This window comes from Nitrospira sp. (genome assembly GCA_016715825.1).
Lineage (GTDB): Bacteria > Nitrospirota > Nitrospiria > Nitrospirales > Nitrospiraceae > Nitrospira_D.
The window spans coordinates 1,130,917-1,149,597 of the sequence record JADJXO010000001.1; the positions used below are offsets into that span (position 1 = coordinate 1,130,917).

The window sequence follows — 18,681 nt, forward strand, 5'->3', positions numbered from 1 at the left end:
GTACCCTCTGGAGGCCGTCGTGTAGACCACGATCGTTATCGTATCTCTCAACAGTCGTTCATTTAGTGTTCGGCGCGCTCCAGAGACTCCACTGCATCCTCGACATGTGTACGAGCTTTGGCCTTCTTCGCCTTTGCCGCCTTTTTCATGTCATGCTTTTTCGCTTTCAGCGCGTGCTTCTTTCCCTTCGCTTCCGATTTCATCTGGTCGCGTTTTCCCTTCATCTCCGACCGCATCTGCTCGCGCTTCCCTTTCATCTCCGACTTCATCTGTTCCCGCTTGTTCTTCATCTCTGACTGCATCTCGTCTTTCTGTGCCTTGAAATCATCCGCCATCTCCTCCGGCGTCGCCTGCATGTCGCTCTTGGCCTCACTGGCCATCGATCCCACTTCGTCCGTCAGTTCTGAACCGAAACTACTGAGCTCATCCGCCTGCACCAAGGCTCCCGTCCCAAACATAAGCCATCCTGCGACGGCTGACACGACAATGAATTGCATAGAGATCCTCCCCAGAAATAGGTTGTATCGCCTGACCCGGCGCCACGAATCAACGCCCCGTCTACCGGTATCCTGAGACGGCTTTTCTGGCAACAGATTTCAAGGTTTCAGCCTAGCTTACAAACTGACCTTACCCCGATTTCACAGACACCTGTATAAGGAGGAGTTTGATGAAATTGGAGGGCAGCATGAGCACCAAGACGAGACGGCAGTATACGGAAGAGTTTAAGACAGAAGCAGTGCGGTTGGTCCGAGACTCGGCACGACCGGTTGCGCAAGTAGCCAGAGACCTGGGCATTGCCGACCATCTGCTCTACCGCTGGCGGGTGGAGCAGCAGCAGGCGGAGGAGCGTGGAAAGACGCGGCAGGACCTCCGAGCTGAAGAGGCCGAACTGGTCCGACTGCGGCGCGAGAATGCTGTCCTAAAGCAGGAGCGAGATTTTTTAAAACGTGCGGCGGCGTTCTTCGCGAAGGAGTCCCGATGAGATATCGGGTGATCCAGGAACACGACCGTCGCTATCCCATCCGCCTCATGTGCCGAGCCTTAGCCGTATCTTCTGCAGGATATTATGCCTGGCGGGCGTCCCGAGAGCACCCGGGCAGTAGCCAATCGAGGCCTGTTGACTGCAATTCGGGCGCTTCACCACGACAGTCGCCAGACCTACGGGAGTCCACGAATCTGGCGAGCACTCCGTGCACAGGGCCACCGGGTTGGAGAGCATCGCATCGCTCGGCTGATGTGCCACGCTGGCATCCGAGCCAAGACGGTGACGAAGTGGCGTGCTACCACGCAGTCCCAGCATGCGTTCCCCGTGGCCGCGAACACCCTGGCTCGGGTCTTCACCGTTGAGGCGCCCAATCGAGTGTGGGCGGGAGATCTGACCTACATCTGGACGGGAGAAGGCTGGCTCTATCTGGCCGTCCTGCTCGATCTGTATTCACGTCGGGTCGTGGGCTGGGCCATGGGCCAGCGATTAACCGGTGAGCTGGCTGAGCAAGCCCTGACGATGGCCGTAATGAACCGCACTCCCAGGGCGGGGCTCGTGCACCATTCGGACCGCGGCAGTCAGTATGCCGCGACGAACTACCAGCGCCGACTGGCTGAGTACGGCCTCATTCCCAGTATGAGCCGCAAAGGCAATTGTTGGGACAACGCGTGCGTCGAGAGTTTCTTCGGGACGCTCAAGCGTGAGCTGGTCTATCATCGGCACTATATAACCCGAGACGAAGCCATGCAGGAGATCTTTGAGTACATTGAGGTCTTCTATAATCGGCAACGACGGCACTCAACCCTCGGGTATAAGTCTCCAGCTGAGTATGAAGCGAGGGCCGCAGTCGCGTAACCACGTGTCCACGAAATCAGGGGAAGATCAAACTTACCTAAAACCTATATGGCTTTTTCACCTCGGCCCTCACGAGAACATGAGCACATGGCCTCAGTCGCCAATCGTATGGACGGCACGCTACTGCAGCTTGTGATTCTCTTATGACGGTTCTTGACGCTAGTGTTGCTCTAGAACACGCGTGTCTGGTGAGATTCCTGATCGTTCTGTGCGGATGTGCCGTAATGCCAAATATTCCGTTCGGTAACAGAGCGCCAACCGATCAACGTCATTCTTAGCTTGCCGCCTGCAGCGGGCCTCAATCTGTAGATATCGATTGGTTGGAATATCCGGCGGGCGCCCGATAATGAGATCTCGATAGCGTGTGGCGTATTGGTTCTCACAGTCATCTTCCAGATCAGCGTCCCTAATGAATTCTTCCGCGCACATTTTTTGTATCACGACGTCGGTCTCGGTATGACGACGGAACCGCTGAATTGAAATCGTATCAGCCGACAGACGAGTTCCTTGAAGGGCAAGCACATAGGAAATGATATCAACCACATCAGGATCGCTGAACCGATCCGTATCCTGGATCGGAGCCATGCCTGTAGCTGGGATTCCATACCTGATGATCAAATAGAGTTGCCGAATGGATTTATCCGTCGGCATTCGGAGATCGGTCGGCAGAGGGTCCAATCGCCCAACATCTGCATTCGATATCGTGTGAATGTCACCATTCCGGCCATGACACTCAAAACACAGGGCTTTCCCGTTGAAGAGGATCGACCCTCGCTGGGTTGAGGGCCGGCTTCCATCAGTCCTGGGTGCAACATCTTCACGTACAGTCTGTTTCTCCTTCATGGTTTGTGACACAGGAAGCCGTTTCTGCGTTTCTGGCTTCTTTTGACTGCGATCATCTGCACCATGAGTGACACACCCGACTAAGATAAGAACGCCAGATATCACCACCGATACTGACAGCCACAGTTTCTTAGATTGTGACACCGACTTCCCCTCTTCTCAGCACAATGGTCCGATGCTATCTGTTCCCTGAATCAACACCATAGGTCGAGCGCTGAGAGCAAGAGCCTCGGGCGCATTGTAGAAGCCCGTTGTTTCTGCAGGCAACCAGCGGCCCGCAGTTGCCTGTCTATACCATTAATTGCGTACAGAGGGAAGGATGTACGATGGCCATTCTGGAGACGCCTCTATCTCCTATTCCAGGAGCCGCGCCCCATGACGACGCTCGCACCGCAAACCGAACAGTGGCGACACATCTCTTGGGAGCATCGAAAGCAGTTCAGGAACAACTTGATGGAGCACACCGGCAGAGCCGGCTTGCCTTTTCAGCCACCGCCCCCTTGGGGCTTGTTTCCGCGGTGTGCGGGACCTCCTTACCGCATAGCTCCGGTCTGGGAGCCTCGGGCAGCCAGACTCTTTCGGCGATTATTCGAAATGGTGCGGTCGATAATGGCGCCACAATTGATGCATTTCCAAGCATAAAATACGAGAAAGAAATCAGAAAACCGCTCCAACATCATCATGCCTTTACACTTCGGACAATCCATCGCTCCCTCCCAGGGTGATTACGTACACAGCTAAGATTTCACTCAAGCAAGACCTGCGCCAATTCCTTGGAGTGCAGCATCTCAATGATTTATGCGTTACGTAGTTAACCTGGCATTGCTCTCGTCCAAAATTTTGACGGTGTCGTTGAGTGCGCTGCGTCAATGCTTTGTCGGTCTTGGCCAGATAAATGGATACGGCGATGGGGTCAACGGCGATGGGGTCAGATCTTGTTCTGTGTATACCGTTGAGTTAGAGTGTGCCTCATGGCTCGTCCACTGCGTATCGAATATCCTGGGGCTCTCTACCATGTCACCGCCCGAGGCAACGCCAGGCAGGACATTTTTCTGGATCCTGAGGACCGTCACCGATTTCTCACGGTGCTCGGACTCGTCGTCCCCCGCTTTCATCTTCGACTGCACGCCTACTGTTTGATGAATAACCACTTTCACCTGGTGCTGGAAACACCCGAGGCGAACCTGTCGAAGGCCATGCGCCATCTCAACGGCGTCTATACGCAAGCCTTTAACCGCCGTCATGGACGGGTCGGCCACGTCTTGCAAGGCCGCTTCAAAGCGATCATCGTCGACCGGGAGAGCTATCTGCTAGAACTCTGCCGCTACGTGGTGCTGAATCCTGTGCGTGCCAAAACGACCCGCAAAGCCGATACCTATCCATGGTCAAGCTATCAAGCCACGGCGGGGCTCGCGAATGCGCCGCCATTCTTGACAGTGGACTGGCTGCTCTCTGAGTTCGGAAAGCAGCGGACGGCCGCCCAGCGAAAGTATCGTGCCTTTGTTACTGAGGGGATGCGCCAGCGCTCACCCTGGGAACAGCTCCAGGGACAGGTCCTACTCGGGAGTGACCGGTTTGTGGCACGCATGGCGCCCAGGCTGCAGGACAAGCGGGGGCTCAAGGAAATTCCTCGACGACAACGGTTTGCAGCCCGACCAGCCTTGCACCAGCTATTTGGTGTTCGCGCTCCTCTCAGCCCTGCTAGGCGCAATGTAAGTATCTGCCAGGCTCACCTTGAATATGGCTATACCTTGTCCGAGATCGGCCATGTCCTGGGGTTGCATTATTCGACGATCAGCCGCCTGATCAATTCTCAGGGAAGATGACGCCGCATGAGCTAGGTTACGGTCGTATCTCCCAAAGCAGATAGACCAGCCCGACTGCGATAACTGCCACGATGACAAAATGCATGATTACATCCTCCCTGATGGTTGTTGAGAAGCCACTCTCGTCTCGCGCCGTGAACCAGCGCGCCGTCTAGAGGTATCGCAAGAGGTGGCTTCCGACAACATATTTCATGATTTCCACCATCAGGCTTTCGCCACACTATTTGGAATGTAGGAGGGATGAAGACAGGCCGAGGATCGTTTACTTCAGAACTCCGACGAGGCTTACGGCATCGTAACCAACTTACCGAACTTCTCACGCGCCGTGTTCACAATCGCAGCCGGCGCCGTGTCCGGACTTCCCGCATCGAACGGCGGCTGGGGATCGTACTCGATGAGTAGCTGGGTCAGTTGCGCCGCATCGGCACCAAACTCTTCGGCGACCAGGGTCAGGGCCATATCAATCCCGGAGGATACACCGGCAGCAGTGAAAACCTTGCCGTCGCGAACGACACGCGCTTTGGTGGGAATGGCACCAAATTGTTTCAACGCATCGTGGGCGAGCCAATGCGTCGTAGCTTTCAGCCCGTTTAGTACTCCAGCTGCGGCCAGGCCCAACGCACCGGTGCAGACCGAGCTGGTCCACTTCGTCGTCCGATGCACCTGGGCAATCCAATCCAGCACGAGCTGATCGCCCATCACGGCCTGAGGAAATGCCGTTCCCGGCACCACCAGAATATCCGGCCTTGGAGTTTCAGCGAGGGTATGATCGGCCGTCAGACGAAGTCGGCCGAAGTCGGTCTGCTTGACGCCCTTCTCCCGAGCGACGAACCGCACATCCGTCGCAAGCGTCGGCGCCTGCAGCACCTCGTAAGGACCGATCGCATCGAGCGCCGTCATGCCGTCGTACAATAATATCGCCACCAATAACCTTTTATCCTGGACCGTTTCGCCCATCCGACCCCTCCCTGTTATGGCCTCTTGCTCAGCAACAGGATCCTAGTATAATGCACGTATGCATTGGATCGCCATCTCCCTTGTTCTGGCAATCGGACTCGTTGAGCCTAATCCCATCCTCGCGTTGAACGAGGGGTCGTCTCAACAGCCCAGTGCGCAAGAGCGGCTACAACAGGTGCTCGACGCGGAAGGGGGCACCACTGTCTACAAGGATGCCACTGGTGCGGTACACAGCACAACCGATCTACCAACAGGTGAGCGAATCATCACGGTCCAGCCACCGCAAAGTCCAGGGCTCAACCTCGGTCCGCCCCTTCAGTTGAACAACCAGACGCTTCCGTTTCCTCCTCCGCCTGCGATTCCGGCTCAGCCGCCAGCTCCGGAATATCCACAGAGAGCGCGTTAGGATTCGTCTTGACGATCCGTTCTGGAGCACGTCATACTCCAGCATCCATGCAGGTCCTCAGTCTTATTATTTTCGTCATTCTTGTTCTTTCCATTGGGCAGACCGCGGCCTTTCCCCCGCCCAACAGTCCCGATCTGCACGCAGTCCAAGCACAGGCTAACCAAGGAGACGCCGAGGCGCAGAACAGCCTCGGAGAGCTGTACGCCAAGGGAATGGGTATGCCGCAGGACTACGCCCAAGCACGCGTGTGGTACGAGAAAGCTGCCGCGCAGGGTCACCCTCTCGCACAAAATAACCTCGCGGAACTGTATTTTGCCGGACTGGGCGTCCCACAAGACTATGTGCGCGCCTATATGTGGGTGACCCTCGCCGCAGGCCATATGCAGGGTGAGGAAAAGAAGCAAGCAGAAGAAAATCGTGACGATGTTGCGCAGCGCATGACCCCCGCGCAGATCACCGAAGCCAAGCGGCTCTCGGAACAGTGTCGGTCAAAGAAGTTTAAGGGTTGCTGAGATTCACTCGGCTACCTTATACCTATCCCACCGATCTCGCGCGCAACAACAACCTGCTCGCCAGGCGATCGCGTACAGACGGCTGGTGAGAGAATTACGAGACGTGGGGGTTGCCATGCATCCGACTGAAGACATCCCAGTCGAACTGCTTCGGTGTGACCGCATGGAGTGGAATCGGACCGATTGATCCCCGTTCACGGTAGGCTAAGAGACAGCCGACCATGTCATCGGGCGAGTCGATCAGCCGATGCACAACTTCATGGGCAAGATGCTGAGCAATCGCCTTGTCCTCCGGTATTGGGCGGGCACCCCGGAGCGTGTGACCAAGAATGGTGGCTTTGGTGGCCGGCGTGAGCGGATAGTGATCAGGCCGCGCCTGCCGTTCCGGCCACCGAGCAATCACTCCCGCAACATAGGCCACTAGCCCATGGACACCGCCATCCGTATGATGACGATGCGGGGTACGTTCGGCGACGACGAAGAGATGACTCTTGTTCGGCACACCTAACGTCCGCTTGAGCGTGCCGAGGATCACCTCATCGATATAGGCGTTCGGATCGGGATGTTCATTGACCAACAAACCCTCGGCTCGAGCTTGGTATGCACATGCCAGCGCAAGATGGCCTGACCCTGCGCCCATGATCTCCACGAAAAACACACTGCCCATCGCCGCGCTGGTGGCTTTGAGAGATTCGATGGACTGATCCGCCAACGTCACTGCGGACTGAAACCCGAGCGAGATGGTTCCTTCGAGATTGTTGTCAATGCTGCCGGGGATACCAACCACCTGCACGCCGAATTCTTCATAAATGGCACGAGCGCCTCGCATGCTGCCGTCGCCTCCCAGCACAATCAGTGCACCATCACGCACGTAAGGTTCCAGGTGGCGCATGGCCACCTGCTGCACCGCCTCCTGTTTGAACTCTTCGAAGCGACTGCTGCCGATGGGACTGCTGGGATGGCTGCCCATGCCACGCATATGTTCCTCAGTAACACGTTCGATCCAATTGTTGGCCAGACCCAGATATCCGTGCCGAACAAAATAGACCTCCAACCCCATGCGTTGACCGGTCACATGCAATTCTTTGAGCGCGGCGCCGGCGCCGGCAAAATCCCCTCCGGAGACAAGCGCCACGATCCGCTTGAGGGCTCGAGGCTTGAGTGTGACCCGATCTTTTCTTATGCGCTCCACCGTGACCCATGTATTACGCGCGACCCGCTCCCGTTCGGACAGGCCGACCGCCGTTGAATAGCCCGACAGGCGGCCTTGCTCCAACGTGAGCAGCACCACATTGTCTTGGCTTTCCTTGTAATCGCTGAACTCACTGAACGCTTCGTGGAATGGGCGTGGGTCCAAATAGATCATTAAGGCGCGCAGAGTGGAACTGTGAGTATAGAGGCAGGCGACTCTTCCCTTCTGCGCAGAGCCCAACCGGTGGAGACCGTCGATGACGTCGACATAGAGGTCGAAGAAAGAATTGCCACCCGGGTAACAATAGAGCGGGTCTTTCATCAGCCGCTTGGCCGTCGAAGTCTCCACACCGAACGCCTGCGCGGCATCTTCGATCTCCACCGACTTCTCTACTCCCGTGACCCACCCAAAATCCGACGATTCAAGCGCCGACTCAATGATGGGCTCAGAGGCGGAGACCCCTTGCAGCAGCGCCGCAGACACCCGTTCGTAGACTTGCTTGGTGTTAGGGCTACGGCTGATGCAATGGAGGAAGGTTCGCGGATCGAGGTAATTCGCAAGATGCAGAAAATCCAGCTGCTGCCCCACCACCCCAACCATGCGGGCAAGCGCCGCCCCTACGGCATCGGCTTTGGCAACACCCCGTTCACGGTCCAATTGGTTCGGCAAGCGGCATCCGACACGATGGGTCTTGCTGTCAACCTGTGACACGCCGTGACGCATGGTGAAGAACAGCGTCCGGTCGCCAAGATCCCGTGGCAATAACCAAAACCGGTCGTCGCCCAGTTCCAGAACAAGGCGGCCTTCCGCCAACGTGGGGGTCAATTGCGCACGAGGGACAATGGCGACCGGGCGCCGATAGGTCGGTTTGGCCACCAACCCGATCGTCGCTCGAAGTAGCGGCTGCAGCGAGCCTTCCGCCAGAAGAGCGTTCCATGCTGCAAAGAATACGAGCTGGTCATCGATGAGGCTTCCCCGTACTGACCGGTACGCTTCGGCAGTTGCAAAGCCGGCCTTGGAACGTTCAACGAACGAGCGGAGCTGTTCCATCTTAGCCTGGACGCGATCGGAATCATCGCCTGACACTTCTTGTAGCAGGGGCTGGACCAATCCTCGCTCCGATGCTCGCCGCGCGAGAGCACGGCCATAGGCAAGGAGTCCTTCAATAGCGACGAAATCCAGAAGGTGACTCATAATGGATCGTTATTCCAACAAACGGTCAACACACACCGTCCATCGTCATAGCGCCCTTGATGGTAGACCAATACATACAGCTCGGCAAGAGACGAAAGGTGAACGGTCCATGCAATTCTCTCGCAGGGTCACCCGATTGCGCACAATAACCTCATGGACCTGTATGTCGCCGGACTGGGTGTCCCACAAGACTATGTGCGCGCCTACAAGTGGGTGAGCATCGACGCTGCACATATGCAAGGTGAGGGAAAGAAGCAGGCAGAAGAAAATCGAGAAGATGCCGCCCAGCGCATGACTTCCGCACAGATCACCGAAGCCAAACGCCTTTCAGAACGGTGTCGATCAAAGAAGTTCAGAGTTTGCTGAGATCTGCTCAAGCACTTCCGCCTCACGTCAGGTTTATGGTTTCAAAGCCCTACGGACACCTTATTCTTATCCATTCATTGTTCTATCGGTAACATACGAATCACTCCCTTGGCATCACTTTTACCATAAACCGCTGGCGTACACTGATTTCAAGCCAACCAAACGACTCTCGACTTAACCCAATATAGGCCAAGGGTATTGCCAAACCCCTAACATCAAGGACAAATGTTCCCCCGACCTCCCCCGGTAGGAGAGTCATTGTTCTCGGATTGCAGAGTAGAGAATTAGCCTCACCTGGCCCTAATCGGCCCGGGACAGTTTGGAAAAACTTGTTTTCTTTCAGTACCATGCCGCCTTGCACGAGATCATCAACCTCACAAACAAACTGAATATCCCATACTGGGGAAAAACCAATGTTCTTTACTAGGAACGGAATAGATAAAAAGTCTCCGGCCCGTAACTCTGATGAGGGCGTTACCTCAAGCCTAGGTATGGCTGCGACATATGCTAGAATTACCGCGCCAACAGTTATTGCCACCCAGATGCGCAAACTCGCGAATTTGATCCGCGGCCATAAGGAAAGCGCATTGGAGGTTCCTTGCTTCAGTTGCTCTTGGTGAGGATAAATGTGGCATGCTCGGGTGCCGGGCCTAACTAGGTTTCTACACCGACCTCCCCCCTTGGTTATGGCCTCACAAATACCAGATACTTGACTTCCATCCATAACCTCAGTTTCTTCTTTAGCCATACGAGTCAAGCCCAAAGGAGTATCATTCGGCATCTAAAAATCAGACTAACGTCCTGCTCAGAGAACTAAGGAATGACCACCCATTCACAACAATTTCCCTTATACATGGGTCTCGAAAGAACTAGGGCTCTATCGGAGCAGCAATATTAGGACCAACCCCAATGCCACCCCCGCCACCACCGCCGTCGCGAGACACATCGTCAGAAGACGTTGATATCGACGCTCCGCCAGAGCCGCACCCTGCTCCAGCGCCTCGAGCGTGGTTCGCATCTGCATCGCCAAGTCCTTGATGTGGGTGTCGTTCTTCGCTACGGCCGCCTGTAGCTCAGTGACCTGCTGTTGCAGCATCGAGGGCTGGTTGGGAGCCGTATCGGCACTCTTCTTGGTAAAAACAGGGGCCGCTGCAGACAAGATTGTCCCCACATGCGGCAGAACGGCTTTCAACGCAGGATAGAGCCAGGCGGGCATCGTCAAGATCCTCAAAAAGTTTCCACTGTGACGGACCAGCATCTCAGCTGCATCATGAAATGACTTTCTCCATGAGATTGTGCGTTATTCTTACAATCGCCCAACAACTTGTCAACGTCGAGTATCTCTCAGTTCCTTCTGAAAGGATTTTTTCTCTCGTGCCATATCCTCCGGTGAAGGCCGCCACGAAGCCATGGCGAGCCGGAGGAGGATTCCATGGAGCACGAGAACGACACAGACCAGCCGACTAAACACTCTTTCGGGTGGGATCCTCGCCTCTATCAAATCGCGAGCCTTTCGACTCTGCTCATCTATGGATTATTTTTCCTCCACTTCGACCTGTCGATCTGGCAAGTCATCATTACACTCGGCACAGCACAGCTGACTCAGTACGCCGCGAGTCGGTATCTCAATCTCCCCGCCTTTGATCCCAAGAGCGCATTGATCTCATCATTGTCTCTCTGCTTACTCCTTCGGACCAACGACCTCCCGACAGCTGCTCTGGCAGCCTTCATTGCGATCGCCAGCAAGTTCGTCATCCGTTGGAACGACAAACACATCTGTAACCCGACAAATCTTGCACTGGCGGTCGTGCTCACAAGTGGTCTCGGCTGGATTTCGCCTGGGCAATGGGGACAGGTCGCCTGGGTTGGATTTCTGATTGCCTGCCTCGGCAGCCTCGTCATCACGCGCGCGGCGCGGGCTGATGTCACACTCGCCTTTCTTTCCTTCTACATCAGCCTGCTGGTCATACGAGCCCTGTGGCTTGGCGATCCACTGACTATTCCACTGCACCAGATCGAAAGCGGTGCGCTGCTCATTTTTGCCTTCTTCATGATCTCGGACCCGAAGACGACGCCGGACTCAAGAACGGGCCGGATCCTCTATGCCCTGATCGTCGCGCTCGCCGCTCTCTCTATCCAGTTTGGGTTCTACAACCCCAATGGACCACTGTGGGGCCTGATCATGTGCTCGCCGCTCGTTCCCTTATTGGATCGCCTATTCCCTGGTGCTCGATACGACTGGGCCAAGCCCACGAGTGGCCATACGCTCGCGTCTCTTCCGTTGTCATTCTCGCTTCAACCACACAGGAGGATTTCATGAAATATGTTATCGGGCCATTTGTCACCTTCCTATTTAGTCTGCTCCTATGGGGCGATGACGTCTCGGCATTCTGTGGGTTCTATGTTGGAAAAGCCGATACGAAACTCTTTAATAAAGCGTCTGAAGTGGTCATCGCTCGCCACGACAACAAAACCGTGATCACGATGGCGAACGATTTCAAAGGCGATGTCCAGGAATTTGCGATGGTCGTGCCGGTACCGACCATGTTGGAGAACGATCAGATCCACATCGGAGATCCGTCGGTACTGAAACATCTGGCCGACTATTCCGCTCCACGGTTAGTCGAATACTTCGACGAGAATCCTTGTCGACGCTATGAGTTCACGGAAGATAGGATGGGTTCTTTGAGAAATATGGCACCAGCCTCGACCCTTGCAAAACAAGAACGCGACAAAGCATTGGGTGTGACGGTCGAAGCCCAATACACAGTCGGTGAATATGACATTCTGATTCTTTCCGCCGAAGAAAGTCACGGGCTTGAAACATGGCTCAGCGAGAATGGCTATAAGATTCCTCATGGTGCTTTAGCTATCTTGCGCAGTTACTTAAAGCAGAATATGAAGTTCTTCGTCGCGAAAGTGAACCTCGTGGAGCAGTCGAAGCTTGGCTTTACTCATCTACGCCCTCTCCAGATCGCGTTTGAGTCACCAAAGTTCATGTTACCGATTCGGCTCGGGACCGTGAATGCCAAAGGAGCTCAAGAACTCTTCATCTACATGCTGACCAGGCAAGGTCGCGTTGAAACGACAAACTATCGAACGGTCCGCCTACCGGAAGCGCAGGACATTCCGCTCTACGTGAAAGACAAGTTCGGCGAATTTTATAAGGATCTGTTCACCCAGCAAGTGAAGCGCGAGAGTGAGCGAGGCGTCTTTCTCGAATATGCCTGGGATATGAACTGGTGTGACCCCTGTGCCGCGAATCCATTGTCAACTGAGGAGCTGCGCAGCTTAGGGGTCTTCTGGCAGGACAGTGCACGCATCAAGCAAAGAAAAGGGTTCATACCACAGGCACAGAACGTCTTTCTGACTCGCCTTCATGTTCGATATGATGCCGCTCACTTTCCCGAAGACCTGATGTTCCAGGAAACTGCTGATCGCAACAACTTCCAGGCTCGGTACATTCTCCGCCACGCCTGGACCGGCACAGATGACTGTCCTGCCGCTACGACCTATCGGCAACAGCTACGCGAGCGTTATGAGCGGGAAGCACAGACCCTGGCTCATCTGACCGGCTGGAATATCAGCGAGATTCGTAAAACGATGAACGTGGCCTCACTCCCAGGGGGTGAAGACAAGAAGTGGTACCAGCGGATCTGGAACAACTAGATCAAGCGCAGGCGGGCGAGGCTTCAAGCAGGTCCCGCCCACTCGCTACAACAATCGGCTCAATTCGGATTCGGCAACTTAGCTCTGGATAGAGAAGGACAAGGTATCAAGATCCATCGAGCTGTAGGTGGTTACGTGATTCTGGTTGGAGATTGTTGAAACCGATTGCTCCACCGACTGCTTGTGCTCTTCTTGCTTGGGTTTCGTGGAACCATCTAGCCTTCCCAGGAGATCCTTGTGCAATTGCTCAAAGAAATCCGGCAGGTACTTCTGGAATTTCTCCAACTTGGTATCAGCTTCCTTCAAGGCATCGAATACCTGTTGAATGAGCGACGCAAGTGGCGTGTCCTTCTCCGGCACAGTGAGAGGGGCGTCCTGAGACAAACCGGATGACGGGGTGGACGCCGTGGTACCGTTGGACAGCAGCGGGATCGCCGCCGCCGTCACAGGCGTCCCACCCGGGGTAGAGGTCGATGCCGTCACCACGGTAACGGATCGTAGCACCTCAACACGGAGGTCCAGACCGGAGAGCGTAGTCAACCGGCCGAATCGCTCGGCGAGTGAGGCCGTCTGTACGAAGGCCTGCTCATCTTGCCCTTCAACAAACCCACGAAAGATTCCGGAGATCTTTTGCACGAGCGTGTGGAGATCGCTGAGCTCTTGCTCATTGAGGTCGCCATCGACGGCAATACCGAATTCTCGCTGCAGGGAGTAGCGGGAATACTCGGCACCGATGCTAACTTCCTGTTGCCCAGAACCTCCATGAGCGTAGAAGCGACCTGCATGAAAGTTTGTGTCTATGTTCGCTCCTAGCGTAATGGTATCACCCTCTGCCGTCCTCACGGTCAGGCGACCGGACACCTCGTTCGAGACCATCGACCCAGTGATACCCGTCTCCAATCTAAGCGCTCTATTATCAGGCGTCGAACGGGGGTCGAAAAACCGGTGTGGATCGATGACAGTTAGCGCTTGAGTCTGCATGCGTCCCCTGCTCGTAATCGACAGAACAATGACCCGTTGTCATGTCTCTATCGGCCGCAACTGGGCTGAACTTAAGGAACACTGTGCTATAGTGGAAACCAGTGCATAGGCCTTATAATAAGGAGGATTCCATGCGAACTATCCTCGGCTGTGTTCTCGTTGGCACGATGGGTGTGATGCTCGTGACCACCGGCTGCACCGTGAAAGCGACGATCAAGCAGATAACCGATACCACGTCCAACGTGACTGGCACGACATCAGGACAGGCCTGGTGGAATGAAGACGGCCAGCTCAAGCCCGACTTCAAAACCACGGCGTTTGTCACCTTGAATCAAGCCAATCTTCAGCAAGACATGGCAGCCGGGCGAGGTGAATATCTATCGTCGGTGAGCCGGCTCTTGGGCGTTCCTAAAGAGCACCGGTCGGCGTTTTTCTCAACCATTCAGGCTAACTATGCCGACACAGTCAAGAAAGATCCCCCGGCACTGCTGGCGCTCCTTCGAAATACTTCGATGCCGTTCGTTCGATGACTGACATCAAGAATGGCGGAGGATCGCCTGCGCACCATTCCTCTCTTGGGAACAAGGCGCGGCATCCCCCTGTCGCCCGATCACCGTTCGTACGACAGCACCATCTTTGAGCACGAGGAAGTTCGTGGGGACCGCGGGAACGCGCGGTCCCGGCAACACAATTCCCGCCAGGTTCAGTGGGTCACAGGCAGACAGTTTCACCTCCACTCCGGCATTCGGGTTACCGCTCTTGCGTAACACGCGCAAGGCTTCTACTGCCTCCGGCAGGGCGAACTGTTCACCTGTGAATCCGGTGACAAATCGTCCGCCTCGGACCTCACCTTGCAATTCAAGCTTGCGATACACAACCAGAAGATCACGCCACGATTGAACCAGCGATTCCCGCTGGAGCAAATCGCGGAAGACAACGCCGTAGCGGCGCAACAGTTGACGAGCCGCGTTCTCGATGACAGATGACCGTACGCTCTCTGACTGGCTTCGCTCCCCGCTGGTTTCCAAGAACTGCCTCAGCAACGACCACCGTCCGGCTGAATACCGTGGCCGGCGAGCCCGCTCTCGCCCCTCGGCCCGACGTCGATGCGGGTCCATGAGCGCACGAAGATTATCAAACCCATCGGCCGTCACGATCCCTGCTGCAACAAGCTCCCATAACGCACCTTCAACCTCCGCCGGAAGGTGGTTGGTCCCCTTCGCCAGATCGGCAAAGAAGCTAGCGCCACGTTCGTGCAACAAACGTCGAACATCCTGAGCCACCGCACTCAACTGAGCGTAGGAATCTGCCCCGCGCATCGCCTCCTCACCGTGAAACAAGTTCAGCAGCCACTCACTGTCTTCCCTAGGAAAGACGGTGATCGGAGCAAGGCTCGTGGCCACGATGCGGCGTCGATTCAATTCTCCTCCTTGCAAAAACATCGGATGAGGCGAGAGGCGCCCCCAACTTACCGCTCCACTCAAACAGAGTCGGTCCAGGAATTCGGGCTCATACTTGGCCATGCGCAGTCTCATGAGCTGCGACTCCCATGAAGATGCGGCCGCCTCGTATCCAGCCAGCTGCTGAATGACCCGCAAGAGACCGGATTCACCATGTTGCCGAGATCCCGGTGACAGGTGCTGCCATTGCAGCAGGAATTGCATGAAGTCAGCCGCCGTGACCGGCTCGATCTCCTTGCGCAGCCTTCCAATCGTCAGTCGATGAATACGCGCAAGTAACCGGCGGTGACACCATTCGGGCGCATCGTCACCCGCTCGTGCTGAGGACGGCCGAAAGCGGCCACGAAGAACTTGGCCGGCAGCTTCGAGTCGCACCATCGCTGACTGGATCGGCTCGACTCGTAGTTGCAAACGCGTGGCGAGCTCAGCTACGGTCGTCGGTCCGGTACTCTCCATCCACCCCTGCAGAATGCCATCACATGCCTCGTCATCGTCTCCCACCAATGCCCGTTCGACTTTCTCTCGGTGCTCAGTCGCCACCCATCCACTTGCCATGAGTTCCACCGCGCGGCCAGACTCGATTAACTCTGGAAGGAACGGCTGCCATTCAGCGACCGTCTCATGAGGAACCCAGACCAGCGTGAGCAACGCGTCATGGAGCTCATCGGCGTCGCGCACAACGGGCCAAGACTCACGGACGACTTCATCGATGGCCTCAGAATCGAGCGCCCCGACTTCCCCGACCAGGTCTGACGGCAACGTTCGCCGCATTTCCACCGCTCGCGCTCGACGCTCTTCCAGCGGCGCATCATCGAGAAAGGCATAGGGATTCGCGTTCAGAATTTCATGGCTGAAGACGGACGGGGCCGGCGTCTCGACCGCAAGACAACGGATCTGACCCGCTTCGATCTGTTGCAGCACTGCCGTTAATCCTTCGACATCCATCGCCTCAGTCAAGCAATCGCGGAGCGTTTCCTTGACCAACGGATGGTCCGGAATCTGTCGCGCCGCCCGCTCCCCTGTCAGATTCTCCTGGCAGGCAATGGCATCCGGGAAAATGGCCGCCAGGAGATCCTCGGATTTCATCCGCTGAATTTGCGGAGGAACCTTCTTGCCGTTGGTAAATCGCAACAGCGCCAACGATCGCGAGGCATTCCACCGCCAGCGCGTAGTGAACATCGGAGCCAGCAGCACAGCCTGAACCAGCACCTCACGAACCGTCTTCGAGTGGAGATAGCCAAACACCGATTCCAGCGGGAAACTGTGCTTCTCGCCGAGGGAAATGACGAGGCCGTTATCGGTCGCCGCAGCCTGCAACTCGAAGTCGAACGTCACACAGAAACGTTTCCGAAGTGCTAATCCCCACGCCTTATTGATTCGGCCACCGAAAGGAGCATGAATCACCAACTGCATTCCACCACTCTCGTCAAAAAACCTCTCCGCAACGATGGTGGCCTGCGTCGGCACCGCTCCCAGGACCATCTTTCCTGCTAGCACATACTCGATGGCCTGCTGCGCTCCGCGTGGATCAAGACCACAGTCCTCTTTCAACCACTGCATGGCTGACACCGATGCGCCAGCCTGGTCCAGAATTGCCTGCCGAAGGCTTGCCACTTCCAAAGAAAGTTCCGCCGTCCGCGAGGGAGCCTCCCCGCGCCAGAATGGAATGTTCGGCGGCGCTCCCTGCGCATCTTCGACACGGACCTTCCCGGCTTCCACTCCCTTGACGCGCCACGACGTATTGCCTAACAACATAATATCCCCGGCCAGGCTTTCAACGGCGAAGTCTTCGTCGACCGATCCGACGACGGTCCCATCCGGCTCCGCAACGACGGCATAGTTGGCTGTGTCGGGAATTGCACCACCGGACGTGATCGCTGCCAGCCGTGCGCCACGTCGTCCCTTGAGCCGATGATTGATTCGATCGTGGTAGAGATACGCAAGCCCCCGGCCGCGCTTCGTGGCGATACCATCTGCCAGCATCCGCACGACAGCATCAAATTCCCCTCGCAGCAGGCCTCGATAGGGATAGGCCAGCCGGCACAACGTAAATAGTTCGTCCTCACTCCAGCTCTGTGTCGCAGCAGCGGCGACCAGCTGTTGGGCAAGAATGTCGAGCGGCGCGGGAGGGACCTCGATCCGGTCCAGCACTCCAGTGCGAATGGCCCGCACGAGCGCGGCACACTCCAGGAGTTCATCCCGGGTCATGGCAAAGAGGCGACCCTTGGGAATGGCGTGAATCCAGTGGCCTGCGCGCCCAACCCGTTGCAACGTGGTGGCAATGGCGCGAGGAGAGCCGATCTGGCAGACCAAGTCCACGGTGCCGACGTCGATGCCCAATTCTAGCGAGGCCGTTGCAATCACCACGCGGGTCTTGCCGCTTTTCAATCGCTCTTCCGCCCCGAGCCTAATCTCTCGAGAAAGGCTGCCGTGGTGAGCCGCTACCGCATCGGGGCCAAGGTCTTGCAGCCGTTCCTCTAAGTAATGCGAGACTCGCTCCGATAACCGTCTGGTATTGACGAACACCAACGTCGAGCGATGTTGACGGACAAGTTCCGCCACTCGGTCATAGACCTCGGACCAGACCGCATTCGTAGCGATGGCACTCAATTCGTCTTTTGGTACCTCTACCGCGAGGTCCAGCTCGCGCCGATGGCCGACGTCGATCATCTTTGGACGAGTGCGAGACCCCACCAGATACTCTGCGACTAACTGGATGGGACGTTGTGTAGCGGAGAGACCAATACGTTGAGGCTTGGCGAATGTGAGCGCCTCCAGCCGTTCCAGCGACAGCGCGAGATGGGCACCTCGCTTGTTCGGAGCCAACGCATGGATTTCATCTACGATCACCGTCTGTACTGTCTGCAAAAGCTTTCGGCTCTTTTCGGCCGTTAATAAAATGAACAGTGACTCCGGGGTTGTGACGAGAATATGAGGCGGCCGCTTGAGCATCTGCTGGCGATCCGCCATTGGCGTGTCACCCGTCCGGACTAACACACGCAGCTCCGGCATCAGCAGCCCGGCTTCCATCGCCAGTTGCCCGATCTCAGCTAGCGGTTTCTGGAGATTTTTTTGGATATCGTTGCTCAGCGCTTTCAGCGGCGATACGTACAGGACATGGGTGTGATCATCAAGTTCTCGTGCGAGGCCCTGTTTAAAGAGCCGGTCGATGCAGGAGAGAAAAGCCGCGAGGGTCTTGCCGGAGCCGGTAGGTGCCGCGATCAACGCGTCTGATCCGGACTGAATCGCCGGCCAGGCTTGGACCTGAACCTCGGTCGGTTGACCAACAGACGAAGAAAACCACTTGGCGATGATCGGATGGAATTCTAAACGTCCCATCGACGGCATCTTATCATGCACACAGCATAGAGACACGCCGGTCCCCTAGCCACTCCGACCGGACCTGGCGCTCGGTCCCTGTTTCGAAGCCCATGG

15 protein-coding genes and 1 pseudogene are annotated in these 18,681 nt (G+C 56.3%); 9 read left to right on the forward strand and 7 right to left on the reverse strand.

Annotated features, from left to right (window positions below; translation table 11 throughout):
• Positions 1–62 precede the first annotated feature (62 nt).
• On the reverse strand, positions 63–497 hold the full coding sequence (locus IPM58_05460) for a hypothetical protein (GenBank protein MBK9306535.1): 435 nt from the start codon (positions 495–497) through the stop codon (positions 63–65).
• A gap of 188 nt (positions 498–685) precedes the next feature.
• On the opposite strand from IPM58_05460, the pseudogene IPM58_05465 reads away from it, so the two are divergent.
• Positions 686–1,840, forward strand: a pseudogene (locus IPM58_05465) (IS3 family transposase).
• A gap of 159 nt (positions 1,841–1,999) precedes the next feature.
• Here the strand turns inward: IPM58_05465 and IPM58_05470 are convergent.
• Entirely contained in the window at positions 2,000–2,827 is an 828-nt protein-coding gene (locus IPM58_05470) for a hypothetical protein (GenBank protein MBK9306536.1), read from the reverse strand.
• A 182-nt stretch (positions 2,828–3,009) separates the two neighbouring features.
• On the opposite strand from IPM58_05470, the gene IPM58_05475 reads away from it, so the two are divergent.
• Positions 3,010–3,408, forward strand: a complete 399-nt coding sequence (locus IPM58_05475; GenBank protein ID MBK9306537.1) for a hypothetical protein — start codon at positions 3,010–3,012, stop codon at positions 3,406–3,408.
• Between the two features lie 246 nt (positions 3,409–3,654).
• Positions 3,655–4,509 carry a transposase gene (locus IPM58_05480; protein ID MBK9306538.1) on the forward strand — a complete coding sequence of 285 codons (855 nt, stop codon included), beginning with the start codon at positions 3,655–3,657 and terminating at the stop codon, positions 4,507–4,509.
• Between the two features lie 285 nt (positions 4,510–4,794).
• Here the strand turns inward: IPM58_05480 and IPM58_05485 are convergent, their stop codons facing one another.
• On the reverse strand, positions 4,795–5,466 hold the full coding sequence (locus tag IPM58_05485; protein ID MBK9306539.1) for a DJ-1/PfpI family protein: 672 nt from the start codon (positions 5,464–5,466) through the stop codon (positions 4,795–4,797).
• A 58-nt stretch (positions 5,467–5,524) separates the two neighbouring features.
• On the opposite strand from IPM58_05485, the gene IPM58_05490 reads away from it, so the two are divergent.
• Both IPM58_05490 and IPM58_05495 read left to right on the forward strand, forming a co-directional pair.
• Entirely contained in the window at positions 5,525–5,872 is a 348-nt protein-coding gene (locus tag IPM58_05490; GenBank protein MBK9306540.1) for a hypothetical protein, read from the forward strand.
• Between the two features lie 8 nt (positions 5,873–5,880).
• Positions 5,881–6,384 (forward strand): sel1 repeat family protein, encoded by a 504-nt coding sequence (locus IPM58_05495; protein ID MBK9306541.1) that lies wholly within the window; start codon positions 5,881–5,883, stop codon positions 6,382–6,384.
• 94 nt (positions 6,385–6,478) lie between these two features.
• Here IPM58_05495 and IPM58_05500 read toward each other — a convergent pair whose 3' ends face one another.
• Positions 6,479–8,770, reverse strand: a complete 2,292-nt coding sequence (locus IPM58_05500) for a 6-phosphofructokinase (GenBank protein MBK9306542.1) — start codon at positions 8,768–8,770, stop codon at positions 6,479–6,481.
• Between the two features lie 153 nt (positions 8,771–8,923).
• On the opposite strand from IPM58_05500, the gene IPM58_05505 reads away from it, so the two are divergent.
• Positions 8,924–9,136, forward strand: a complete 213-nt coding sequence (locus IPM58_05505; protein ID MBK9306543.1) for a hypothetical protein — start codon at positions 8,924–8,926, stop codon at positions 9,134–9,136.
• A gap of 877 nt (positions 9,137–10,013) precedes the next feature.
• Here the strand turns inward: IPM58_05505 and IPM58_05510 are convergent.
• The gene (locus tag IPM58_05510) at positions 10,014–10,352 is read right to left on the reverse strand and encodes a hypothetical protein (GenBank protein MBK9306544.1); all 339 of its coding nucleotides are present in this window, start codon (positions 10,350–10,352) and stop codon (positions 10,014–10,016) included.
• 216 nt (positions 10,353–10,568) lie between these two features.
• Between IPM58_05510 and IPM58_05515 the strand changes: the two genes are divergently transcribed.
• Complete coding sequence (locus IPM58_05515) at positions 10,569–11,456, forward strand: RnfABCDGE type electron transport complex subunit D (GenBank protein ID MBK9306545.1); 888 nt, start codon at positions 10,569–10,571, stop codon at positions 11,454–11,456.
• Positions 11,453–12,805 (forward strand): DUF2330 domain-containing protein, encoded by a 1,353-nt coding sequence (locus IPM58_05520; GenBank protein ID MBK9306546.1) that lies wholly within the window; start codon positions 11,453–11,455, stop codon positions 12,803–12,805. The genes IPM58_05515 and IPM58_05520 overlap by 4 nt, the downstream gene beginning before the upstream one ends.
• Positions 12,806–12,883: 78 nt before the next feature.
• Here the strand turns inward: IPM58_05520 and IPM58_05525 are convergent, their stop codons facing one another.
• Positions 12,884–13,786, reverse strand: coding sequence for a hypothetical protein (locus tag IPM58_05525; GenBank protein MBK9306547.1), 903 nt, complete (start codon positions 13,784–13,786; stop codon positions 12,884–12,886).
• Positions 13,787–13,917: 131 nt separating this feature from the next.
• On the opposite strand from IPM58_05525, the gene IPM58_05530 reads away from it, so the two are divergent.
• The gene (locus IPM58_05530) at positions 13,918–14,316 is read left to right on the forward strand and encodes a DUF3015 family protein (GenBank protein MBK9306548.1); all 399 of its coding nucleotides are present in this window, start codon (positions 13,918–13,920) and stop codon (positions 14,314–14,316) included.
• A 6-nt stretch (positions 14,317–14,322) separates the two neighbouring features.
• On the opposite strand, the gene IPM58_05535 is transcribed toward IPM58_05530, so the two are convergent.
• Positions 14,323–18,585, reverse strand: coding sequence for a DEAD/DEAH box helicase (locus IPM58_05535; protein ID MBK9306549.1), 4,263 nt, complete (start codon positions 18,583–18,585; stop codon positions 14,323–14,325).
• Positions 18,586–18,681: the final 96 nt, after the last annotated feature.

Bases quoted from the DNA above. Each gene is read 5' to 3' on its own strand.
- IPM58_05530 (MBK9306548.1), top strand. From the start codon at position 13,918: ATGCGAACTATCCTCGGCTGTGTTCTCGTTGGCACGATGGGTGTGATG.
- IPM58_05480 (MBK9306538.1), top strand. From the start codon at position 3,655: ATGGCTCGTCCACTGCGTATCGAATATCCTGGGGCTCTCTACCATGTC.
- IPM58_05500 (MBK9306542.1), bottom strand. From the start codon at position 8,770: ATGAGTCACCTTCTGGATTTCGTCGCTATTGAAGGACTCCTTGCCTAT.
- IPM58_05525 (MBK9306547.1), bottom strand. From the start codon at position 13,786: ATGCAGACTCAAGCGCTAACTGTCATCGATCCACACCGGTTTTTCGAC.
- IPM58_05490 (MBK9306540.1), top strand. From the start codon at position 5,525: ATGCATTGGATCGCCATCTCCCTTGTTCTGGCAATCGGACTCGTTGAG.
- IPM58_05510 (MBK9306544.1), bottom strand. From the start codon at position 10,352: ATGCCCGCCTGGCTCTATCCTGCGTTGAAAGCCGTTCTGCCGCATGTG.
- IPM58_05460 (MBK9306535.1), bottom strand. From the start codon at position 497: ATGCAATTCATTGTCGTGTCAGCCGTCGCAGGATGGCTTATGTTTGGG.
- IPM58_05475 (MBK9306537.1), top strand. From the start codon at position 3,010: ATGGCCATTCTGGAGACGCCTCTATCTCCTATTCCAGGAGCCGCGCCC.
- IPM58_05485 (MBK9306539.1), bottom strand. From the start codon at position 5,466: ATGGGCGAAACGGTCCAGGATAAAAGGTTATTGGTGGCGATATTATTG.
- IPM58_05505 (MBK9306543.1), top strand. From the start codon at position 8,924: ATGGACCTGTATGTCGCCGGACTGGGTGTCCCACAAGACTATGTGCGC.
- IPM58_05515 (MBK9306545.1), top strand. From the start codon at position 10,569: ATGGAGCACGAGAACGACACAGACCAGCCGACTAAACACTCTTTCGGG.
- IPM58_05535 (MBK9306549.1), bottom strand. From the start codon at position 18,585: ATGGGACGTTTAGAATTCCATCCGATCATCGCCAAGTGGTTTTCTTCG.
- IPM58_05520 (MBK9306546.1), top strand. From the start codon at position 11,453: ATGAAATATGTTATCGGGCCATTTGTCACCTTCCTATTTAGTCTGCTC.